The 18812-nt window shown below is 31.9% G+C and carries 24 protein-coding genes; 18 read left to right on the top strand and 6 right to left on the bottom strand.

Annotated features, from left to right (window positions below; genetic code table 11):
• The first annotated feature begins 3 nt into the window (after positions 1 to 3).
• The 11 genes from EG242_RS10130 to tsaB all read left to right on the top strand — a co-directional run bounded on the left by EG242_RS10130 (position 4) and on the right by tsaB (position 7069).
• On the top strand, positions 4 to 318 hold the full coding sequence (locus EG242_RS10130; RefSeq protein WP_158608863.1) for a VanZ family protein: 315 nt from the start codon (positions 4 to 6) through the stop codon (positions 316 to 318).
• A 20-nt stretch (positions 319 to 338) separates the two neighbouring features.
• Complete coding sequence (gene deoC / locus EG242_RS10125) at positions 339 to 1073, top strand: deoxyribose-phosphate aldolase (RefSeq protein ID WP_124899764.1); 735 nt, start codon at positions 339 to 341, stop codon at positions 1071 to 1073.
• A 240-nt stretch (positions 1074 to 1313) separates the two neighbouring features.
• Entirely contained in the window at positions 1314 to 2213 is a 900-nt protein-coding gene (cyoE, locus tag EG242_RS10120; protein WP_397258694.1) for a heme o synthase, read from the top strand.
• Positions 2213 to 2797 (top strand): cytochrome c oxidase subunit 3, encoded by a 585-nt coding sequence (locus tag EG242_RS10115; protein WP_124899763.1) that lies wholly within the window; start codon positions 2213 to 2215, stop codon positions 2795 to 2797. Before cyoE ends, EG242_RS10115 begins: the two co-directional genes overlap by 1 nt.
• A 66-nt stretch (positions 2798 to 2863) precedes the next feature.
• Positions 2864 to 3856, top strand: a complete 993-nt coding sequence (locus tag EG242_RS10110) for a cytochrome c oxidase subunit 3 (RefSeq protein WP_124899762.1) — start codon at positions 2864 to 2866, stop codon at positions 3854 to 3856.
• Positions 3857 to 3875: 19 nt separating this feature from the next.
• Positions 3876 to 4223, top strand: a complete 348-nt coding sequence (locus tag EG242_RS10105; protein ID WP_124899761.1) for a cytochrome C oxidase subunit IV family protein — start codon at positions 3876 to 3878, stop codon at positions 4221 to 4223.
• Positions 4224 to 4291: 68 nt separating this feature from the next.
• On the top strand, positions 4292 to 4954 hold the full coding sequence (locus EG242_RS10100; protein ID WP_124899760.1) for a hypothetical protein: 663 nt from the start codon (positions 4292 to 4294) through the stop codon (positions 4952 to 4954).
• Between the two features lie 2 nt (positions 4955 to 4956).
• Positions 4957 to 5628: an SCO family protein gene (locus EG242_RS10095; protein WP_124899759.1), complete on the top strand. Its 672-nt coding sequence runs from the start codon at positions 4957 to 4959 to the stop codon at positions 5626 to 5628.
• On the top strand, positions 5628 to 6170 hold the full coding sequence (locus EG242_RS10090; RefSeq protein ID WP_124899758.1) for a DUF420 domain-containing protein: 543 nt from the start codon (positions 5628 to 5630) through the stop codon (positions 6168 to 6170). The genes EG242_RS10095 and EG242_RS10090 overlap by 1 nt, the downstream gene beginning before the upstream one ends.
• Positions 6160 to 6396 carry a hypothetical protein gene (locus tag EG242_RS10085; protein ID WP_203227704.1) on the top strand — a complete coding sequence of 79 codons (237 nt, stop codon included), beginning with the start codon at positions 6160 to 6162 and terminating at the stop codon, positions 6394 to 6396. The genes EG242_RS10090 and EG242_RS10085 overlap by 11 nt, the downstream gene beginning before the upstream one ends.
• Before the next feature lie 7 nt (positions 6397 to 6403).
• Positions 6404 to 7069: a tRNA (adenosine(37)-N6)-threonylcarbamoyltransferase complex dimerization subunit type 1 TsaB gene (tsaB, locus tag EG242_RS10080; RefSeq protein WP_124899757.1), complete on the top strand. Its 666-nt coding sequence runs from the start codon at positions 6404 to 6406 to the stop codon at positions 7067 to 7069.
• A gap of 33 nt (positions 7070 to 7102) precedes the next feature.
• On the opposite strand, the gene EG242_RS10075 is transcribed toward tsaB, so the two are convergent.
• From EG242_RS10075 to EG242_RS10065, 3 genes are read right to left on the bottom strand one after another with little or no spacing between them, the layout of a single operon-like run.
• On the bottom strand, positions 7103 to 7759 hold the full coding sequence (locus tag EG242_RS10075; RefSeq protein ID WP_124899756.1) for a hypothetical protein: 657 nt from the start codon (positions 7757 to 7759) through the stop codon (positions 7103 to 7105).
• Between the two features lie 29 nt (positions 7760 to 7788).
• The gene (locus EG242_RS10070; protein ID WP_124899755.1) at positions 7789 to 9771 is read right to left on the bottom strand and encodes a thioredoxin domain-containing protein; all 1983 of its coding nucleotides are present in this window, start codon (positions 9769 to 9771) and stop codon (positions 7789 to 7791) included.
• A gap of 48 nt (positions 9772 to 9819) precedes the next feature.
• Positions 9820 to 10722, bottom strand: a complete 903-nt coding sequence (locus tag EG242_RS10065) for a NifU family protein (protein WP_124899754.1) — start codon at positions 10720 to 10722, stop codon at positions 9820 to 9822.
• A 182-nt stretch (positions 10723 to 10904) separates the two neighbouring features.
• On the opposite strand from EG242_RS10065, the gene EG242_RS10060 reads away from it, so the two are divergent.
• Positions 10905 to 11930, top strand: coding sequence for a PorP/SprF family type IX secretion system membrane protein (locus EG242_RS10060; protein ID WP_124899753.1), 1026 nt, complete (start codon positions 10905 to 10907; stop codon positions 11928 to 11930).
• Between the two features lie 48 nt (positions 11931 to 11978).
• Positions 11979 to 12488, top strand: coding sequence for a gamma carbonic anhydrase family protein (locus EG242_RS10055; protein ID WP_124899752.1), 510 nt, complete (start codon positions 11979 to 11981; stop codon positions 12486 to 12488).
• 39 nt (positions 12489 to 12527) lie between these two features.
• Here the strand turns inward: EG242_RS10055 and EG242_RS10050 are convergent, their stop codons facing one another.
• From EG242_RS10050 to EG242_RS10040, 3 genes are all read right to left on the bottom strand, one after another.
• Positions 12528 to 13169: a hypothetical protein gene (locus EG242_RS10050; RefSeq protein ID WP_124899751.1), complete on the bottom strand. Its 642-nt coding sequence runs from the start codon at positions 13167 to 13169 to the stop codon at positions 12528 to 12530.
• 54 nt (positions 13170 to 13223) lie between these two features.
• Complete coding sequence (locus EG242_RS10045) at positions 13224 to 13574, bottom strand: PUR family DNA/RNA-binding protein (protein WP_124899750.1); 351 nt, start codon at positions 13572 to 13574, stop codon at positions 13224 to 13226.
• Between the two features lie 68 nt (positions 13575 to 13642).
• Positions 13643 to 15400, bottom strand: coding sequence for an ABC transporter ATP-binding protein (locus EG242_RS10040; RefSeq protein WP_124899749.1), 1758 nt, complete (start codon positions 15398 to 15400; stop codon positions 13643 to 13645).
• 162 nt (positions 15401 to 15562) lie between these two features.
• Here EG242_RS10040 and EG242_RS10035 point away from each other — a divergent pair, with 162 nt between their 5' ends.
• The 5 genes from EG242_RS10035 to EG242_RS14850 all read left to right on the top strand — a co-directional run bounded on the left by EG242_RS10035 (position 15563) and on the right by EG242_RS14850 (position 18670).
• Positions 15563 to 16663 (top strand): Glu/Leu/Phe/Val dehydrogenase dimerization domain-containing protein, encoded by a 1101-nt coding sequence (locus EG242_RS10035; protein ID WP_124899748.1) that lies wholly within the window; start codon positions 15563 to 15565, stop codon positions 16661 to 16663.
• Between the two features lie 83 nt (positions 16664 to 16746).
• Positions 16747 to 17691 carry a transcription antitermination factor NusB gene (gene nusB / locus EG242_RS10030; RefSeq protein WP_124899747.1) on the top strand — a complete coding sequence of 315 codons (945 nt, stop codon included), beginning with the start codon at positions 16747 to 16749 and terminating at the stop codon, positions 17689 to 17691.
• Positions 17692 to 17693: 2 nt separating this feature from the next.
• The gene (locus EG242_RS10025; RefSeq protein ID WP_124899746.1) at positions 17694 to 18167 is read left to right on the top strand and encodes a DUF1573 domain-containing protein; all 474 of its coding nucleotides are present in this window, start codon (positions 17694 to 17696) and stop codon (positions 18165 to 18167) included.
• 6 nt (positions 18168 to 18173) lie between these two features.
• Positions 18174 to 18464, top strand: coding sequence for a preprotein translocase subunit YajC (yajC, locus tag EG242_RS10020; RefSeq protein WP_124899745.1), 291 nt, complete (start codon positions 18174 to 18176; stop codon positions 18462 to 18464).
• A 59-nt stretch (positions 18465 to 18523) separates the two neighbouring features.
• Positions 18524 to 18670 carry a hypothetical protein gene (locus EG242_RS14850; protein WP_158608862.1) on the top strand — a complete coding sequence of 49 codons (147 nt, stop codon included), beginning with the start codon at positions 18524 to 18526 and terminating at the stop codon, positions 18668 to 18670.
• The last annotated feature ends 142 nt before the right edge of the window (positions 18671 to 18812 follow it).

Below are 18812 nucleotides of genomic sequence, written 5' to 3'. Positions count from 1 at the left end.
AATTTGTCTAACATTAACCAAGTACAAAAAATAAGCATTCCTCATTTAGATAAGGTTGTTCATTTTATATTTTATACAACTTCTTCTTTTTTATGGTCATGGGCATTGCTTAATAAAAAAGCATCTTCCTACAAATTAAATCTTGCCTTAATGGTTTTTGGTTTGATTTTATTTGGATTGATGGTAGAGTTTTTACAAGATATATTACCAACAAAACGTTCGTTTGAATGGTTAGATGTACTTTGTAATACATTAGGCGTTTTATTCGGTACCACCGTTTATTTAATATATACAAAATTTAAACCTCACAATTCGTGAGGTTTTTTTATTTTAGTAAAATGAAAAACGTTAGTGATTTCTTAGACGCCACTTATCTTAAAACACCACAGCAAGCAGGTATTTCCAAATTGGAAAATGATGCTGTTGTAGAAGCATTGTTGCAAAATGCGGTACAATACAAATACAAATGCGTGATGATCCGCCCCGATTATGTGTTGTTTGCAAAACAATTTCTAGCAAAAAACAAAAGTAAAGTTTTGGTAGGAACGGTAATTGATTTTCCTGAAGGAACCGCAAGCTTAGATGAAAAATTGTCTCAGGCACAATTGGCTATTGATGACAGTGCAGATGATCTTGATTTTGTAATAGATTATCAAGCTTTTAAAAACGGAGATTTTACTTTGGTTCAACATCAGGTAAAAGAATGTACCATGTTGTGTTTGCAATATCACAAAACTGTGAAATGGATTATTGAAACAGCCGCATTATCAAACAAAGAAATCATTCAAATTACAGCTTTAATTAAAAATGTAGTAATTAAAAACTTTAAAGAAACCGATTACGCAAATGTGTTTGTAAAATCATCTACAGGTTTTTATAAAACAACCAACAACCAACCAAACGGAGCAACACCAAACGCAATTACGTTGATGTTAGAAAATGCTACTCCTTTATCTGTAAAAGCATCGGGCGGAATAAAAACGTTGAAAGAAGTTATGTTTTATCTGCAGATGGGAGTAAAGCGTATTGGTACTTCGGCACAAAATGAAATAATTCATCAAAGTAAGTTATAAAAGTGACTGGTAAAGGTTAATAAAAATTCTATAGAAACAAACTTCAGTCAGTTTTAACCAGAGTAATGAATAATTGGTTTTAGCCAAAATCTTGTCTTAATGTATTATTTAAGATTAAATAGTTGTTGCTAGTAAAGGTTTTTTCAATTTTGTTTAACACTTTAAAAGCGTAAATAGTTAGTTTTAAGATTTTTTTTAAAGTATATTTGCAAACCAAATTTCATTAGCAAACAAGTTATTTTGGAGACACCTTCATCAACAATAAAAGTTACTGCACTATCAGAGTTTAAAAGCATGACCAAAGCTGGTTTAGCATTTAGCGTGGTGTTTTCTACTTTAGCAGGATATTTGCTAGCTGTAGAAGATTTTCAACAAATAGACTATCTTAAATTGCTAATGTTAGCTGTGGGTGGATACTGTATGGTTGGTGCATCAAACGCATACAATCAAATCATAGAAAAAGATTTAGATGCAAAAATGGATCGTACCAGTAAACGTCCAATTGCATCGGGTAGGGTTTCAAAAAACAATGCTTTTATTCTTGCTACCGCTTTAACCATTGTGGGGCTAGTAATTCTTTACATTGTTAGTCCAAAAACAGCAATGTTTGGCGCAATTTCCATCTTTTTATATACAAGCGTTTACACACCTTTAAAACCCTTAACGCCGTTAGCGGTTTTTGTAGGTGCTTTTCCAGGTGCCATTCCTTTTATGTTAGGCTGGGTAGCTCATACCGATCAGTTTGGTATTGAAGCCGGAACACTTTTTTTAATCCAGTTTTTCTGGCAATTCCCACACTTTTGGGCTTTGGGATGGTTTTTATTCAATGACTACGAAAAAGGTGGATTTTACTTACTGCCAACACGTAAAAAAGATAAAAAAACAGCCTTACAGGTTATTTTATACTGTGTTTGGTTAATAATAGCATCATTGTTGCCAGCAACAGGTTTTACAGGCAGATTGTATTTGTCGCCAATTGCTGCAGTACTGGTATTGCTAGCAGGTTTATGGATGTTATACGGCGGTATACAGTTGTATCGTAAACAAACAGATAAATCGGCAAAAACATTAATGCTAATAAGCGTAACCTATATTACGTTAATACAAATAATTTTTATTTTAGATAAATTCTTGCGATAATGAATATTGAAGAAGCGAACAGAGAACAAATACAAAAAGCTAAGGCTTATAAAACCATGCTTATTTTTGCAATGGGAAGTATTGTAATGATATTTGCGGGCTTAACAAGTGCTTATGTAATTAGTAAAAGCAGACCTGATTGGTTAAAAGATTTTGTATTACCACAAGCTTTTTTATGGAGTACCTTGGTTATTGTTTTAAGCAGTGTAACTTTTCATTTTGCTAAAAAAGCAATTCAAAAAAATAATAGATCTACTACAACTTTAATGTTGGTTGCTACCTTGTTGTTAGGTTTGTTGTTTGTTGCAATGCAGTTTCAAGGATTTAATCAAGTAATTGCAGCAGGATATTATTTTACTGGAAGTTATAGTACCATTACAACCTCATTTTTGTATATTGTGGTTTTGGTTCATATAGCCCATTTAATTGGTGGGTTGATTTCATTATTAATCGTAATTTATAATCATTATAAACAAAAGTACAATGCAACTCAAACCCTTGGAATTGAGTTAAGTGTGATGTTTTGGCACTTTCTAGGATTCTTGTGGTTGTATTTGTTTTTATTTTTTACTTTTTACAAATAGTCTTTTAACTTTTCTTTAAAAGAAAAAAGATGTAAATTTGGGAACTTTTTAACACTTAAACTTTTTATGGGAGCGACAGTTACTACAGCAGCGACTAAAGAAAAAATCTGGGAAGGTGGCGAAGATGTCCAACCTCTAGGAGCAAGCTATGGGAAAATGATGATGTGGTTTTTTATCTTATCAGATTCATTGACTTTTGCAGGATTTCTTGCAGCTTATGGTTTTACAAGATTTAAATTTATGGACTCTTGGCCTATTGCCGATGAAGTTTTTAATCACTTTCCGTTTATGCATGGTGTAGATGCACCTATGTATTACGTAGCATTAATGACATTTATCCTGATCTTTTCATCGGTAACGATGGTATTAGCAGTAGATGCAGGTCATCAAATGAAGAAAAAGAAAGTGGCTACTTACATGTTACTTACAATTGTTGGTGGTCTTATTTTCGTTGGATCTCAGGCTTGGGAGTGGAAAAACTTTATTACAGGTACTTACGGTGCCGTTGAAACAAGAGGCGGAGAAATATTGCAGTTTGTTGATAAAGACGGAAAACGCCTTGCGTTAGCAGATTTTGCCGATACTACTTTAGCAAGAGAAGACGCGAATTTATCACGCAGTAAAGGTGCTTGGTATATGAGTGGTGGTACTGAAACATCGGTTTCATTATCTCAAGTTAAAGCTGGTTTAGAGAAAAATCCAGATGTGTTTATTAGAACACAATATACCGTAGAAGGTAACAAACACCAAAAAGTAACGTTAAACCGCGAAGAAACTTTAAACCGTGCAAACGATTTTACATATGTTGTAGAAGGTGCAAACTTGGTTCGTAACGAATACGGTCATAAAACCTTTGCAGATTTATTCTTCTTTATTACTGGTTTCCACGGGTTCCACGTATCGGTTGGTATCCTTTTAAACATCATTATTTTCTTTAATGTGTTGTTAGGTACTTACGAAAGAAGAGGAAGTTACGAAATGGTTGAAAAAGTTGGATTATACTGGCACTTTGTTGATTTAGTTTGGGTGTTTGTATTTACATTCTTCTATTTAGTATAATCTATTAAAAAAAATTAAAATGGGAGCACACGTATCAAATACTAAAAGAATTTGGCAGGTATTCATCTACTTATCTGTCCTTACAATTGTAGAGGTAGTTTTAGGTATCTTTAAACCAGATGCTTTATTTCACCACGATTTATTCAGCTTAAGCTACTTAAATTGGATTTTTATTATATTAACAATCGTAAAAGCTTACTATATTATGTGGGCGTTTATGCACTTAGAAGGTGAAAAAGCATCTTTCCGCTGGTCAATTGTTGCACCAATGGTTTTCTTAATTGCATACCTTGCGTGTTTAATATTAATCGAAGGTGATTATATTCACGATGTTTTTAAAACATCATCAATGAAATGGATGTTTTAATCTATAAATAAGAGTTAAAAAGGCGGTTATTACACCGCCTTTTTTTATTTTTGTAAAAACTTTTTATAATGAAAAAAGTATTACTATTAGTGGCGCTTTTTATTGTGCCCGTTGTTGCTTACCTATTTTTTGCCTCAGGCGTAAACTCTTTTATTAAACTGCCTGTTGTAACCGAAAAAATCCCAGAACTTCCATTAAATTGGAAACCACTTTCGGGTAACGAAATTCAATTAAAAAATAAAATTACCATTCTTGGTTTTACCGGAAACGACATTGCGTATGTAGAAGGAAATATCACCAATTTGGCACACAAGATTTACGATAAAAACAAAGATTTTGTAGATTTTCAGGTGGTTATGGTAGCCCCGTATGGAACCGAAGAAGCTATTGATAAAATACGAAAACAATTAAGTGTAAATATCGATTTAAAAAATTGGCATTATGTAATGGCTAACGGCAATGAAATTCAAGAGTATTATAAACAGCTTAAATTAATAGGCGGTTTAAACGCTAATCATGGAACTTCAACGGTTTACATAATCGATAAAGAATTAAATCTTCGTGGTAGAAAGGGTAAAAATAAAAAAGGAGATGATGAATATCGTGAAGGATATAATACTATTTCTGCAGCCGATTTACACAATGAAATGGCAGACGATGTAAAGGTGATTTTAGCGGAATATCGTTTGGCACTTAAAAAAAATAATAATAAAGACAACATAACAAATTAGTAATGAAAAAAAATTATTCCTATATCTGGATTTCATTAATCGTTTTGGTTTTTGGGATCTATTTTGTTCCAAAAATTGCAGATCGTTTTAAAAATGCTTCGGTAGTAGAAAGTGATCGCTTAAATGTTGCAAATCGTAGAGAGCTTATAGAAATAGGTAAGGCACCTGCTTTTTCGTTTACCAATCAAGAGAATGAAACTATTACAAATGCAAATTATGATGGCAAGGTTTATTTGGTAGAGTTTTTCTTTAGTACATGCCCAACCATTTGTCCTATTATGAACGAAAACATGGTGAAACTTCAAAATGAATTCCATAAAGACGATCGTTTTGCAATTGCATCAATCACCATCGATCCAGAAACCGATACTCCAGAACATTTAAAAGAACATGCTAAATTTTTGGGTGCAACCATGAAAAACTGGCACTTTTTAACAGGAACTGAAGATGCCATTTTTGCTTTAGCAAAGAAATATAATATGTATGTTGGCAAAAATAACGATGCGCCGGGTGGTTTTGAACATTCTGGTTTATTTGCTTTAATAGATAAAAAAGGCATGATTCGTTCTCGCAATATGGAGAATATGGAGTACCCAATTATTTATTATGATGGAACAACAGATGAAGGAATAAAAATGCTTCGTGAAGATATACAACAATTAATTAAAGAATAATGGAACATTTAAACACAGAAAAAAAATACAATATTTGGATCTGGATTTTATCAATAGCCATACCACTTGTGGTTGCTGTTTTATTTAGTGTAAACTTACACGATTTAGGTTATGATGTTAAACCATTATCTTTTTTACCACCAATTTACGCTACAATTAATGGGTTAACAGCTATATTGTTGTTCGCTGCTGTAATGGCTATAAAAAAAGGCAATCAAGCGTTACACGGACGTTTAATTAAAATTTGCATTGGTTGTTCGATAGCTTTTCTGGCTATGTATGTAGCGTATCACATGACATCAATCGAAACAAAATTTGGAGGTGAAGGCGCAATTCGTTACATATATTTCTTTATACTAATTACGCATATTTTATTATCAATCATTATTATTCCGTTTGTATTAATAACATTTGTTCGTGGAATATCAGGTTCATACCAGCGTCATAAAAAAATTGCCCGCATAACGTACCCAATGTGGTTGTACGTTGCCGTAACGGGTGTAATTGTTTATTTAATGATCTCGCCGTATTATGTTCACTAAAAACACAAAATCAATTTTTCTTTCTTCTTTTTTCTTTCTTCTTTTTTCTGTAGAAGGATTTGCGCAATGTGCCATGTGTCGTGCCGCTTTAGAAACTGAAGAAACAGGTGTAAAAGCAGAAGCGGTTAATGACGGCATCGTTTATTTAATGGCTTTTCCGTATATACTGTTATTAGTTTGTGGTTTTATAATATTCCGAATAATGAAATCTAAAAAGAAAGCCTAATTTACTTATGGTTTATATTTTAAACATTGAAACGGCAACCAAAAACTGTTCTGTTAGTTTAAGCAAAAACGGACAAACAATTGTAATTAATGAACTTGCAGAAGAGAATTTTAGCCATGCAGAGAAGTTACATTTGTTTATAAAAGATGTTCTTGCTAAAGCCAAAATTAGCTTAAGTGATTTGAATGCAATTGCAGTAAGTAAAGGTCCTGGATCATACACAGGGTTAAGAATTGGAGTTTCGGCGGCTAAAGGGCTGTGTTATGCTTTAAGCGTACCTTTAATTGCTGTGGATACCTTGGCAATTTTAGCTAAACAGATATCTGTAGATTCTGGAATTATCATTCCAATGATTGATGCCAGAAGAATGGAAGTTTTTACACAAACTTTTAATGCTAAACATGAAATAATTTCATTGCCGCAAAATTTAATTGTAACAGAAACGTCGTTTAATGATATTACAGATGATATCCATTTAATTGGAGACGGAGCTTTAAAATGTAAAGAAGTGCTTACAAAGACCAATTTTTTCTATTATAACACGGCTTTGTATCCTTCTGCAAATGAAATGAGTTCTTTGTCTTATAAACAATTCTGTGAAAATAGGTTTGAAGATGTAGCGTATTTTGAACCCTATTATTTAAAAGATTTTATGTTTACCACAAAAAAATAAGACTCTTGAATAATCAAGAGTCTTATTTTTTTACTAGATAGTAGCTAAGAAGTTCCCTAACTTAATCATATCTGTATCGTTTTCTTTAATTTTATTTTGTTTGTAAAAAGTTTTAATAGCATCCGTTTTACCTGGAATTATTTTCTCTAAGTTTTTTTGTTTTCCATCAAATTCAAACGTTTGGTTGTTGTAAGTTAAAAAATAAACTCCACTATTTAATTTATAAGATGCTTGTGTGTCGCTCTCGTAACTATTAGAAGCTTGTTTGCCAGGGAGTAGTTTTACACTTTCAAATTTCAATATTTTTGCATTTTTATTTTCAACCAAAACTTTGTGATATCTGTCTACTGTTGAGTTATTTAAATTATACGAAAATAATTCGTAAACAGTACCATCTTGAAATTCAAAATGAGTGTTTTTTTCTTTAATAAGTTCTAAAACATCGGCTCCGTTTTTATATTCCATCATATCTCTGTAAGCATTGTAACGTATTAAGAAGTTTTGATCTCCTTTGTTAACTTTTGCATTTTGATAAGCTTCAGATATATATTTAGATCCTGCGGTGTTTGCATCATTGAATTCAGGACTTTTTCTAAAAGATAACATTCCAGCGCCCTCGCTTATATTAACTTGTGCATCTGCTGTTATTGATAAAATTCCTATTGAAAGAATAAAAATTGCTTTTTTCATTTTTTGTGATTTTATGATTTGTTGTTAAATTATAATAAATGTTCTATTTGATCTGTTTGCAGCCTACAACTATTTCTGTTGCAAACTTGAAATTTTTTATTTTGATTTTTATAATCGGCTAAAATAGGAATGTTTAGTGAACTACTCAAAACTATTTTAAACGTATTTTGTTGATTAATTATTGCTAATTCATCTTTTGATACATCTTTTACAACAATGTATTCAAAATCATCTTTCAAGATTAAATTGTTTGTTAACCATTCTGAATACGCACTTGCATAATTTATCTGTCCTAGCACGCGCTGCGTCATTTGTTGCGCAGTTTCTAAAAAATGGTTGTTATTATATAGAAATCCTATATAAAATAAATTACGAGCCATTACAGCGTTTGCAGATGGAATTACATTATCTTCTATTTCAAAAACTGTACCAATTGTTTCTTTTTCAGAAGATTTGAAAAAACCTTGTGAATTATCAAAAAATAAATCGACCGCTTGATATGTTAATTCTTGTGCAAATTTTAAATGCTCTATTTTTTGCGTGGTATTAAACAGTTCTAAAAAAGCTTTAATAGTAAACGCATAATCTTCTAAATTTCCGTCAATATAAATAGCATCATTCTTGAAGACGTGTCCTAAATTATCATTTTTTAAAGCTTTATACTGTAAAAATGAAGTTAAATTTTCAATTGCCTGATTTAATTCTTTTGTAGGAATTATTTTATATGCACTTAAAAAGCCACTAAGAAGTTGGGCATTCCATGAAATAATGATCTTATCATCAAGCAATGGTTTTTTTCGCTGTGCACGGTTTTTTAACAAGGTGTTTTCCCATTTTTTTTTTAGTTTATGAAGATTTTCTACCTCTAAATCGTACTTTTTAGCTATTGCTTTTAAATCATCTTTCTGAAATAAAACATACGAATTCGATTCTTCCCAAAATCCATCGGAATTGATCGAGAATAAATCTGCAAACACCTGCCATTCATCTTTGCTGATTAATTGTTCAAGTTCGGCTTTCGTCCAAAAATAATACGCCCCTTCTTCTAATTTATTATTACTGTTTAAACTGTCTGCATCGTAAGCTGTATAAAATCCTCCCGAAGTATCTTGCCAATTGTTCAATATAAAACGCACGGTTTTTTGAACAACTTCTTTAAAAAGTTCGTTTTTAGTGGCGATATAAGCATTCGTGTAAGTAACTAAAAGTTGCGCATTGTCATATAACATCTTCTCGAAATGTGGAATATGCCATTTGTGATCTACGCTGTAACGAGAAAATCCACCTTCAACAGCATCGAACAAACCGCCATAAGCCATTTTTGTAAGCGTTAGTTGTACATAGTTGGTTAAAAAAGTATCCTTATTAATCAAACCATATTGGTAAAGGAAATTTAAATTAGTAGGCATCATAAATTTTGGAGCACGTTGGTAACCGCCTAATTCTAAATCAAAACTTTTTTTCCAATTATCAAGTAAAGGCTCTAGATTTAAATCTATTATTTCTTTAGGATAGATCTGTAAGGTATCATTCGCTAACGCAATTCCGTTTTGGAGCTTGTCTGCATAATCGTACATCTTATCAGGATCTTCTTCAAATAATTTATTCAATTGCTGTAAAATATCGATCCATTGGTTTTTTGAAACATACGTTGCGCCCCAAACTGGTAATCCGTTAGGTAATGCAACAATATTCAACGGCCAACCGCCTTGTTTGGTCATTATTTGTAATGCCTGCATATAATACGCATCAACAGCTGGTAATTCTTCCCGATCGATCTTAAAACTGCTAAAATACGCATTCATGACAGTTGCAACTTCTTCATCTTCAAAACATTCTTTTTCCATAACGTGACACCAATGACAGGCTGCGTAACCAATACTTATGATTAGTAATTTGTTTTTGCTTTTTGCTTCTTGAATGTTTTCAGTGCTCCAAGGTTGCCAATGCACGGGATTTTCTGCGTGCTGCAATAAATAAGGAGAGTACGAATTGATTAATTGATTGCGCATAGAACTATTTTATAAATGATAAGGTTGAGAAAAACTCAACCTTATTTTTTAACCGTTTAAAGCCTCTACTACAATATCGTTGTTATGCAGCATTTGGCGTAACATGTTTTCGATACCGTTTTTTAGCGTAAATGTTGATGACGGACAGCCGCTACATGCACCTTTTAAGGTTACGGTAACGCGTTTGGTGTCGTCGTCATAATTTTCAAACGTGATGTTTCCACCGTCTGATTGTACTGCCGGTTTTACATATTCTTCTAAAATATTGATAATTTGTTGCGATGTAACATCTAAATTATCAAAATATTGTTCCTGTTGCTGCTCGTGAGCTTTTGTTTCAACAATTAGCGATTCATCTATAACTGTTCCGCCGTTTTCAATAAATTGTTTAATAAAAGTACGTGCTTCAATAGTGATTTCATCCCAAGAATAAGAATCGAATTTGGTAATTGAAACATAATTCTCATCAATAAAAATTTCCTTTACATAAGGAAGCTTGAACAGCTCTACAGCTAATGGCGATGGTTTGGCTTCATCGATGTTTTTAAACTCAACCGCCGTTTTAGTAAGTGATTTATTTGCTACGAATTTTAAAACACTTGGGTTAGGAGTGGTTTCGCCATAAACCGTTACCGGAATTTTTTTGGTAGATTCTGTTTCGGTTTCAATCAATACTTTGCCACCATTGGTAACAAAATCTTCGATTTGCTTTTTTACGTCGTCTTGTACATCTGTCCATTCAACAATAGAAAAACGTTCTATAGCTACAAAATTTCCTGAAATGTAGACCGATTTTACAAAAGGTAAGTAAAATAATTGTCGTGCTAAAGGTGAATTTGCCGTTTCATCGATGTTTTTGAACTCAAAATTAGAACCATAGCTAATAAAATCAGGGAATTCAAACTTGATTATAGCAGGGTTTTGGGTTTCTTTTATATTTATTTTAAACATTTTTTAAGATTTTTTTCAAAATTAACAAAGAAATATCAATTGAATATTTATATTTGGAAATTAAACGTAAAATTAACATATTTGAATTCGTGATTTTTATTTATATTTTTTAAAACATGATATTGAATATTATACTTTTTATATATATTTGTTAACCATTTCTAAAGAGAAAAAAAGAATTTATGAATATATTTACTAAATCTTTATTAGTTGTTATATCTTCATTATTTGTGTCGCAAATAAGTAACGCACAAGAAGGAGTTGCAGTGTATCAAGATTATTTAACAGATAATTACTATCTGATACACCCCTCAATGGCAGGTATAGCAAATTGTGCAAAAGTTCGATTAACAGCACGCCAACAATGGTTTGGTGAAAAAGACGCACCGGCACTACAAACAGCCAGTTTTAATACTTCGATTTCTGAAAGATCAGGTGTAGGTTTTGTTGCTTTTAACGATAGAAATGGATACCATAAGCAAGCAGGGGCAAAGGTGACATACGCGCACCACATTACTTTTTCAAGAAGTGATTATGATTTAAATAAACTATCGTTCGGTATTAGCGGAGGAATGGTTAATTCACAATTAGACCAATCTGAATGGGGCAATGAGTTTGATCCATCGGTTAACGGTAACGAATTAAAATACAATTATTTTAATGTTGATATTGGTGCATCTTACCATTACTTGGATTTTTATGCACACGCAACAGCAAAAAATGTAATAACTTCAGACCGTGAAATATATTCTGATATTGAAAGCGATAACTTACGAAAGTATATTGTTTCTGCAGGATATGTTTTTGCTAAAAACAGAGGTTATAGATCATACAGAGATCAAGGTTTCTCTTGGGAACCATCTGTGTTGTTTCAATATACCGAAGAAACACAAGAGAAAATGTTAGATGTGAATTTAAAGATGTATAAAGAATTTGCAAACGGACAATTTTTCGCTGGAATATCTTACAGAACCATGTTTGAAGGAGCAGAGTATATGAAAGATAACGAAGTAAAAAAACAAAACTACAATTCTGTATCACCACTTTTAGGTGTTAAGTTTAAACAAATTATGGTTGGGTATACGTATTCACACCAATTTGGAGAGATTGGTTTTGCTAAAGGAGGCTTTCATCAGTTAACACTTGGTTTTAACTTCTTATGTAAAGAAAGTAATTATAAATGTAACTGTCCGTCAGTTAACTTTTAATAATAACAAAAAAATCCCGATATTTATCGGGATTTTTTATTTTACAATATGGCGCTAATTAAATCTATAAACGGAAAACATCCTAAGTATCCACAAAATTGTTTTATTGCAGAAAACGCAACAATAATAGGCGATGTGGATATGGGCGAACAATGCAGTGTTTGGTATAATGCGGTTGTACGTGGTGATGTGCATTTTATTAAAATGGGCAACAAAGTAAATGTGCAAGATGGTGCGGTTATACATTGTACCTATCAAAAACACCCAACAATTATTGGCAATAATGTATCAATAGGTCATAATGCCATTGTGCACGGTTGTACTATTCACGATAATGTTTTGGTGGGTATGGGTGCAATTATTATGGATAACTGTGTTGTGCATAATAACGTAATAGTTGCGGCAGGTGCTGTTGTTACACAGAATATGGAGCTGTTACCCAACGGCATTTATGCTGGTGTGCCTGCAAAAAGAGTGAAGGAATTAAATGCATCTGATTTTGCTGGAGAAATTGATCGTATAAGCAATAACTACGTATTGTACAGCAGTTGGCAATAAAACTTAAAACTAAAGAGCGCATTAATTAAAATGCGTTCTTTAGTTCTTCTTTAAAAAATTAGATTTACTGTAAAACAAAATAAATTGATACACGTGTAAGGCGGCTTCACCTTCAGTCATGCCATTATATATTAGTCTTCGGGTTAATTTTTTATATTCCTCGCTTTCTTTAAAACGTTTGTATTGATAGTCTTTAAAAAGCTTTAATTGGTTATAAGTGAATTGTTCTGTTCTACCAATGATTCCTTTTTTTACTTCAAAAACAATATAGTCGTCGTAAATTGGAGCTAACGAATCTACTTTTATAAATTTTTCTGTACCTAAACCAATATCAAATAAACCGTTAACCCAGCTTAAAAATAAAGGTTCGTTTTTATCATTTAATTCTGCGAATACCGATAAATCTTTAACTTTCGGGTTTCTTCCGGTGATGTGAATGTTGTTCAGAAAGAATTTGTTATCCTTTACTTCAAACGATGCAATATAGTTTCTGTTAACAATAGTGGTGTCAATATTAGGAACAGGGCGTTTCTCTGGATAATACCTAAAATATTGTTCCATGTGATGGTAACGGTACGGATATGTTGTTCCGTTCCAAGTAATATTTTCTGGTTCGTAGTTCTTTTGAGCAAAAATATAAACTGTGCTAAAAAGTAAAATAATAGTGTAAAAGTGTTTCATACGCTTAAAAAAAAATACCGACAAACGCCGGTATTTATTATATAGATAATGATTTTAGAAATCGTCGAACTCTACATTTGTAAAGCTTTTAGCCTCAGCTAATTCTCTTTTGAAATCTTTTTGATGTCTTTCAGAAATCACTTCTTCACCTTTTTGATCTAAAACAAAATCGGTCATTTCATTTAAGATTTCTTTAAAAGAAACAAAATCTTCTTTATACAAGTAAATTTTGTGTTTTTTGAAGTGGAAAGATCCGTCTTCTTCTGTAAACTTTTTACTTTCTGTAATTGTTACATAATAATCATCTGCTTTTGTAGATCTTACATCAAAAAAGTAAGTTCTTCTGCCGGCTCTTAATACTTTTGAGAAGATTTCTTCCTTTTCTAGCATTTCATGGTCTCTCATAGTCCTTTCGTTCTGTTAAATTTTTTACATCTCTTCAAAAGTCTAAAAAAAAACTAATAAAACAAAATTTATAGAACATCTTTTTCAGCTAATTGTTTTTTATATAAATTGTTATAGTAGCCGTTTTGGTTTAATAGTTGATTATGAGTACCTTGCTCTATAATTTCGCCGTCGTTTAAAATGATTATTTTATCGGCATTTTTAGCAGACGATACTCGGTGTGTTACAATAATGGTGGTTTTTTTAGCCGAAATATCTTTTAAATTATTCAAAATGCGTTCTTCGGTTTCTGTATCAACGGCAGATAAACAATCGTCTAATAACAAAACGGGAGCATCTTTGATTAATGCTCTGGCAATAGAAACACGTTGTTTTTGTCCGCCCGATAAAGTAATTCCGCGCTCACCTAAAATAGTTTCATATCCGTTTTCAAAGCGCATAATGTTTTTATGAACATCGGCAATTTTAGCAAAATGTTCAATTTCTTCTTGAGTTGCATCTTCTTTGCCAAACTGAATGTTGTTTTTAATGGTATCAGAAAAAAGGAAGGCATCTTGAGGAACAACTGCAATTTGATCGCGTAAATTTTCAACATTCCAGTTTTTAATATCAATGCTATCAATTAAAATCGTTCCAGAAGAAACATCGTACAATCTGGAAATAAGCTGTAATATGGTTGATTTTCCTGAACCTGTTTTTCCTAAAAAGGCAACAGTTTCGCCTTTTTCAATAGTAAACGACACATTGTTTAGTGCGTGAATTTTGGTGTCTTCATAAATAAAATGAACATTTTTAAACTCTATTTTTCCTTCTAAAGCTCTTGTTTCTGCTGTAGATGATTGTATGGAAGGAACTTCGTTTAAAAATTCATTAATTCTTTTTTGAGATGAATCTGCTTCTTGAACCATTGACGATACCCAACCTAACGACGCAATTGGCCACGTTAACATATTAATGTAAAGTATAAATTGTGCAATAATTCCAATTTCGGTTATTACACCATTTATGTACATTCTTGCGCCAATATAAATTACTAATATGTTACTTATCCCAATTAGCAAGATCATCAACGGACCAATTAATGCGTTGGTGTATGTTAAGCGCATAAATTTGGTTTTACTTTCGGTTGTAGCTTCGTTGTATGCCTTATTCTGCTTGCCTTCTAAAGTGTATGCTTTGATAACGCGTATTCCTGAAAAAATCTCTTGTGAAAAAGAAGATAATTTCGATAAATTCTGCTGATAAGCAAAGCTACGCTTGTTAATTTCGGTACTTAATTTATACATTAAAATTGCCAGAAATGGTACAGGAATTAATGAATACCATGTTAACGTTGGCGATATAATATACATTTGTACAATTACCACAGCCATTCTAAAAATAGTATTTATGGAATACATTACCGCCGGACCAACATATTGGCGCACTTTGGCAACATCTTCTGAAATGCGACTCATTAAATCACCAGTACGCTGACGTTTGTAAAAATCTAAACTTAATTTCTGGTAATGATCATAAATTTCATTTTTAAGATCAAATTCAATATGGCGCGACATTACAATAATGGTTTGGCGCATTAAAAAAGTTAAAAAACCAGCTAAAAGTGTTGTGCCTACAATTAAAAGCATATTATGCCATAATGCTTGTTTGGTAGCTTCGGCAGAAAGTTGGTTTTGTAAAAATTTTTGTAAAATAGTAATTGCATCGCCAATATATTGAGGTGTAAATACTGTAAATATTTGTGATGCTATAGTAATTACAATCCCCAGTAAGAATCGGTATTTATATTTTATGAAATATTTATTAAGTTTTTGAAGTTCTTTCATTAGTTATTTTATATTTCTTTTAAATATTATAAAACTCAATGTTTATACGATGTGTTTTAACAGTTTTTTATGATATAATTTTTTGATTCAATAATTATTAGTTCAAAAAATGATAATAAAATAAATTGTTTTATATTTGAGTTTATCCAAATTATTAAAATTATGACAACAAACGTATATACTCCAGACGAGTTAAAAAAAGTGGATCCGGTTTTCGGTCAAATTTCCTTTGATCATCACGAGCAAGTTGTTTTTTGCCACGACAAAGATACTGGTTTAAAAGCAATTATTGGTATACATAATACAGTATTAGGTCCAGCTTTAGGAGGCACTCGTATGTGGAATTATACTTCTGAATGGGAAGCGTTAAACGATGTTTTGCGTTTATCTCGTGGTATGACTTATAAATCAGCTATTTCTGGATTAGATTTAGGTGGTGGTAAAGCAGTTATTATTGGCGATTCTAAAAAAGATAAAAATCCGGAATTAATTAAAGCTTTTGCTAAATACGTAGATTCATTAAGCGGACGTTATATTACAGCAGAAGATGTTGGTACTACAACACCTGATATGGATTTAATTCATACAATTACGCCTCATGTAACAGGTATTTCTGAAAGTTTAGGCGGATCTGGAAATCCTTCGCCAGTTACAGCTTATGGTGTTTACATGGGGTTAAAGGCAGCAACAAAATTCAAATATGGATCAGACGATTTAAACGGAAAAAGAGTTTTAGTTCAAGGAATTGGAAACGTTGGTGAAACTTTGGTGAAACACTTGGTTAACGCAGGTGCTTTAGTAACAATTACAGATATCAGCAAAGACAGAGTAGAAGAGGTGTCTAAAAAGTACAACACAGCCATTTATATGGGTGAAGATTTGTATTCTTTAGATGTTGATATTTATGCGCCATGTGCTTTAGGTGCTACGGTGAATAACGATTCTATTGGTAAATTAAAAGCACAGGTAATTGCAGGTGCTGCAAATAATCAGTTGGCAGAAGAAGCTGTTCATGGTAAAATGTTACAAGAAAAAGGAATTGTTTATGCTCCTGATTTCTTAATTAACGCTGGTGGAATTATTAATGTTTTTGGCGAAATTGCTAAATATGGTTCAGACGAGGCTATTCGTAGAACAGAAAATATCTACAATACAACTTTAGATATTTTAAACTTAGCAAAAGAACAAAATATTACACCAAACCAAGCTGCAATGAAAATGGCAGAACAACGCATTGAAAAGAAAAAGCAAGAAAATAAATAAATATTAAAATATTGTATTAATTTTGCAAAGCGAAAATCAATCTGATTTTCGCTTTTTCTTTATAAAAATAAGTTCTTAGTAGCATGGTAAACAGGCGTCATATCCGTTCAAAAGTATTGCAAGCAATTTATGCAATGACTCAAAACCAATCCGATCAATTAGATGTTTATGAAAAATATCTTTTTAACAGTTTAGAAAACATTCGCGAGCTGTATCTTTTAATGTTGTCATCATTAATTGAATTGCAGAAAGTAGAGAATGATTTTTTAGAAGTATCGGCACAAAAACATTTAGCTACACCACAAGAAAAAAATCCCAATAAAAAGTTTGTCAATAATTTAGCGCTACAAATTTTAAGTAATTCCGAAACATTAAATAATTGGTTAGATGAGTTACATATTAATCAATTTCATGTTAATGATCAGTATATTAAAACCTTGTTACAAGAAATAAAAGCAAGCGAATTATACAAACACTATATGCGAAACGGTGTAAATGATTTTAAAGAAGATAAAGAATTCTTAATTAAATTGTTTACCGATTTTATTGCTCCGAACGAAAAAATTTATGAGTTTTTAGAAGATTACAGAATTTCTTGGATAGATGATATTCCAGTTGTAAACACCGCTATACTAAAGCAATTAGAAGGATTAAAAGATGAAAATACTTATTTTAAATTAAATAAGGTTTTTAAAGACGATGAAGATAAGGAATTTGCAAAGCAGTTATTTAGAAAAACGGCTTTAAATGCAGATGTTTTTGTTAAGGAATATGAAGATAAAACCCGTAATTGGGAATTAGATCGTATCGCAGAAATCGATTCGATAATTTTAAATTTAGGTGTGTGTGAACTACAAAAGTTTCCATCAATTCCTGTTAAAGTAACAATTAACGAATATTTAGAACTTGCAAAAGAATATTCAACACCAAAAAGCAGTATATTTATCAACGGAATTTTAGACGCTTTAGTTAAAGAATACCGTGAAGACAATAAATTAAACAAAATAGGAAGAGGATTAATCGAATAATTATGAAAAAATTAATGTTTGCAGCCGGATTTGCTGCGTTAAGCTTAATGGCTTGTAATAAAAAAGAAAATGCTTCGGCGCTTATCCAAGATGGTACTTCAGCACCAACCGAAACAACTACAGCCGATGCTGCAACTACAACAGATACAGCAAATGCACAAACAGGTTTTCCTAAAATTGCATTCAATGAAACTGTACACGATTTTGGTGAGTTGAAAAAAGGAGATAAAGCAGAAGTTGAATTTGAAATAAGAAACGAAGGTAACGTAGATTTAGTAATTATTGATGCTAAAGCATCATGTGGATGTACTGTTCCAGAAAAACCATCTGAACCAATTAAACCAGGTGCATCTGCAAAAATGAAAGTAGTATTTTCTGCAACTAGTGCAGGTTTACAAAGTAAAAATGTAACCTTAACAACCAACACCGAAGCTGGTAGCGAAATACTAACAGTAAAAGCAAACGTAACAGAATAATTTATAATGGAAAACATACAACAATTTTTACCTTTTGTTTTAATTATGGCGGCAATGTATTTTTTAATGATACGCCCACAACAACAAAGAGTTAAAAAAGAAAAAGAATTTGAAAGCAGCCTTAAAGTTGGCGATAAAATTGTAACTAAAGCCGGTATTCACGGAAGAATTTCTGAACTTGCAGAAACAACAATGGTTGTAGAAACAATGGCAGGGAAAATTAAAATGGAAAAAGCAGCAATCTCTTTAGATTTAAGCAAAAAAGTAAATGCTTCTCCGGTTGTAGAGAAATCATAAATAACAGAACTCCTAAAGAAATTTAGGAGTTTTTTGTTACTTTTGCTTAAAATGTACTTATGAAAAAAATACTAGCTTTTATAAGCTTCTTAACTATTATCACTTCGTGCTCTTCTGATGACGAACTAAAACAATTACCGCTAACAATGAGCGGCAGTAATTCTGTTGAATACACATTCAACGGAAAAAAGAATGTCTTCTTTTGATTCTGACGAAACTAAGGAAATTCAATGTAGCTTCAATATTAATACTACGTGGATTCACATTAAGTTAGGTAAGAACGATATTTATTCTACATTAACAATTTCTGCAAATACTTTGCTAGAAGAAGGTAAAACGTATCAAATT

This window comes from Paenimyroides viscosum, from assembly GCF_003858535.1.
Taxonomy (GTDB): domain Bacteria; phylum Bacteroidota; class Bacteroidia; order Flavobacteriales; family Flavobacteriaceae; genus Flavobacterium; species Flavobacterium viscosum.
This window is presented reverse-complemented; position numbering and strand designations above follow the sequence as displayed.

Bases quoted from the DNA above. Each gene is read 5' to 3' on its own strand.
- EG242_RS10115 (WP_124899763.1), top strand. From the start codon at position 2,213: ATGAATATTGAAGAAGCGAACAGAGAACAAATACAAAAAGCTAAGGCT.
- EG242_RS10045 (WP_124899750.1), bottom strand. From the start codon at position 13,574: ATGAGAGACCATGAAATGCTAGAAAAGGAAGAAATCTTCTCAAAAGTA.
- EG242_RS10085 (WP_203227704.1), top strand. From the start codon at position 6,160: ATGTTCACTAAAAACACAAAATCAATTTTTCTTTCTTCTTTTTTCTTT.
- EG242_RS10055 (WP_124899752.1), top strand. From the start codon at position 11,979: ATGGCGCTAATTAAATCTATAAACGGAAAACATCCTAAGTATCCACAA.
- EG242_RS10110 (WP_124899762.1), top strand. From the start codon at position 2,864: ATGGGAGCGACAGTTACTACAGCAGCGACTAAAGAAAAAATCTGGGAA.
- nusB (WP_124899747.1), top strand. From the start codon at position 16,747: ATGGTAAACAGGCGTCATATCCGTTCAAAAGTATTGCAAGCAATTTAT.
- EG242_RS10065 (WP_124899754.1), bottom strand. From the start codon at position 10,722: ATGTTTAAAATAAATATAAAAGAAACCCAAAACCCTGCTATAATCAAG.
- EG242_RS10090 (WP_124899758.1), top strand. From the start codon at position 5,628: ATGGAACATTTAAACACAGAAAAAAAATACAATATTTGGATCTGGATT.
- EG242_RS10070 (WP_124899755.1), bottom strand. From the start codon at position 9,771: ATGCGCAATCAATTAATCAATTCGTACTCTCCTTATTTATTGCAGCAC.
- EG242_RS10025 (WP_124899746.1), top strand. From the start codon at position 17,694: ATGAAAAAATTAATGTTTGCAGCCGGATTTGCTGCGTTAAGCTTAATG.
- EG242_RS10050 (WP_124899751.1), bottom strand. From the start codon at position 13,169: ATGAAACACTTTTACACTATTATTTTACTTTTTAGCACAGTTTATATT.
- EG242_RS10095 (WP_124899759.1), top strand. From the start codon at position 4,957: ATGAAAAAAAATTATTCCTATATCTGGATTTCATTAATCGTTTTGGTT.
- yajC (WP_124899745.1), top strand. From the start codon at position 18,174: ATGGAAAACATACAACAATTTTTACCTTTTGTTTTAATTATGGCGGCA.
- deoC (WP_124899764.1), top strand. From the start codon at position 339: ATGAAAAACGTTAGTGATTTCTTAGACGCCACTTATCTTAAAACACCA.
- EG242_RS10075 (WP_124899756.1), bottom strand. From the start codon at position 7,759: ATGAAAAAAGCAATTTTTATTCTTTCAATAGGAATTTTATCAATAACA.
- EG242_RS10105 (WP_124899761.1), top strand. From the start codon at position 3,876: ATGGGAGCACACGTATCAAATACTAAAAGAATTTGGCAGGTATTCATC.
- tsaB (WP_124899757.1), top strand. From the start codon at position 6,404: ATGGTTTATATTTTAAACATTGAAACGGCAACCAAAAACTGTTCTGTT.
- EG242_RS10035 (WP_124899748.1), top strand. From the start codon at position 15,563: ATGACAACAAACGTATATACTCCAGACGAGTTAAAAAAAGTGGATCCG.
- EG242_RS10060 (WP_124899753.1), top strand. From the start codon at position 10,905: ATGAATATATTTACTAAATCTTTATTAGTTGTTATATCTTCATTATTT.
- EG242_RS14850 (WP_158608862.1), top strand. From the start codon at position 18,524: ATGAAAAAAATACTAGCTTTTATAAGCTTCTTAACTATTATCACTTCG.
- EG242_RS10100 (WP_124899760.1), top strand. From the start codon at position 4,292: ATGAAAAAAGTATTACTATTAGTGGCGCTTTTTATTGTGCCCGTTGTT.
- EG242_RS10040 (WP_124899749.1), bottom strand. From the start codon at position 15,400: ATGAAAGAACTTCAAAAACTTAATAAATATTTCATAAAATATAAATAC.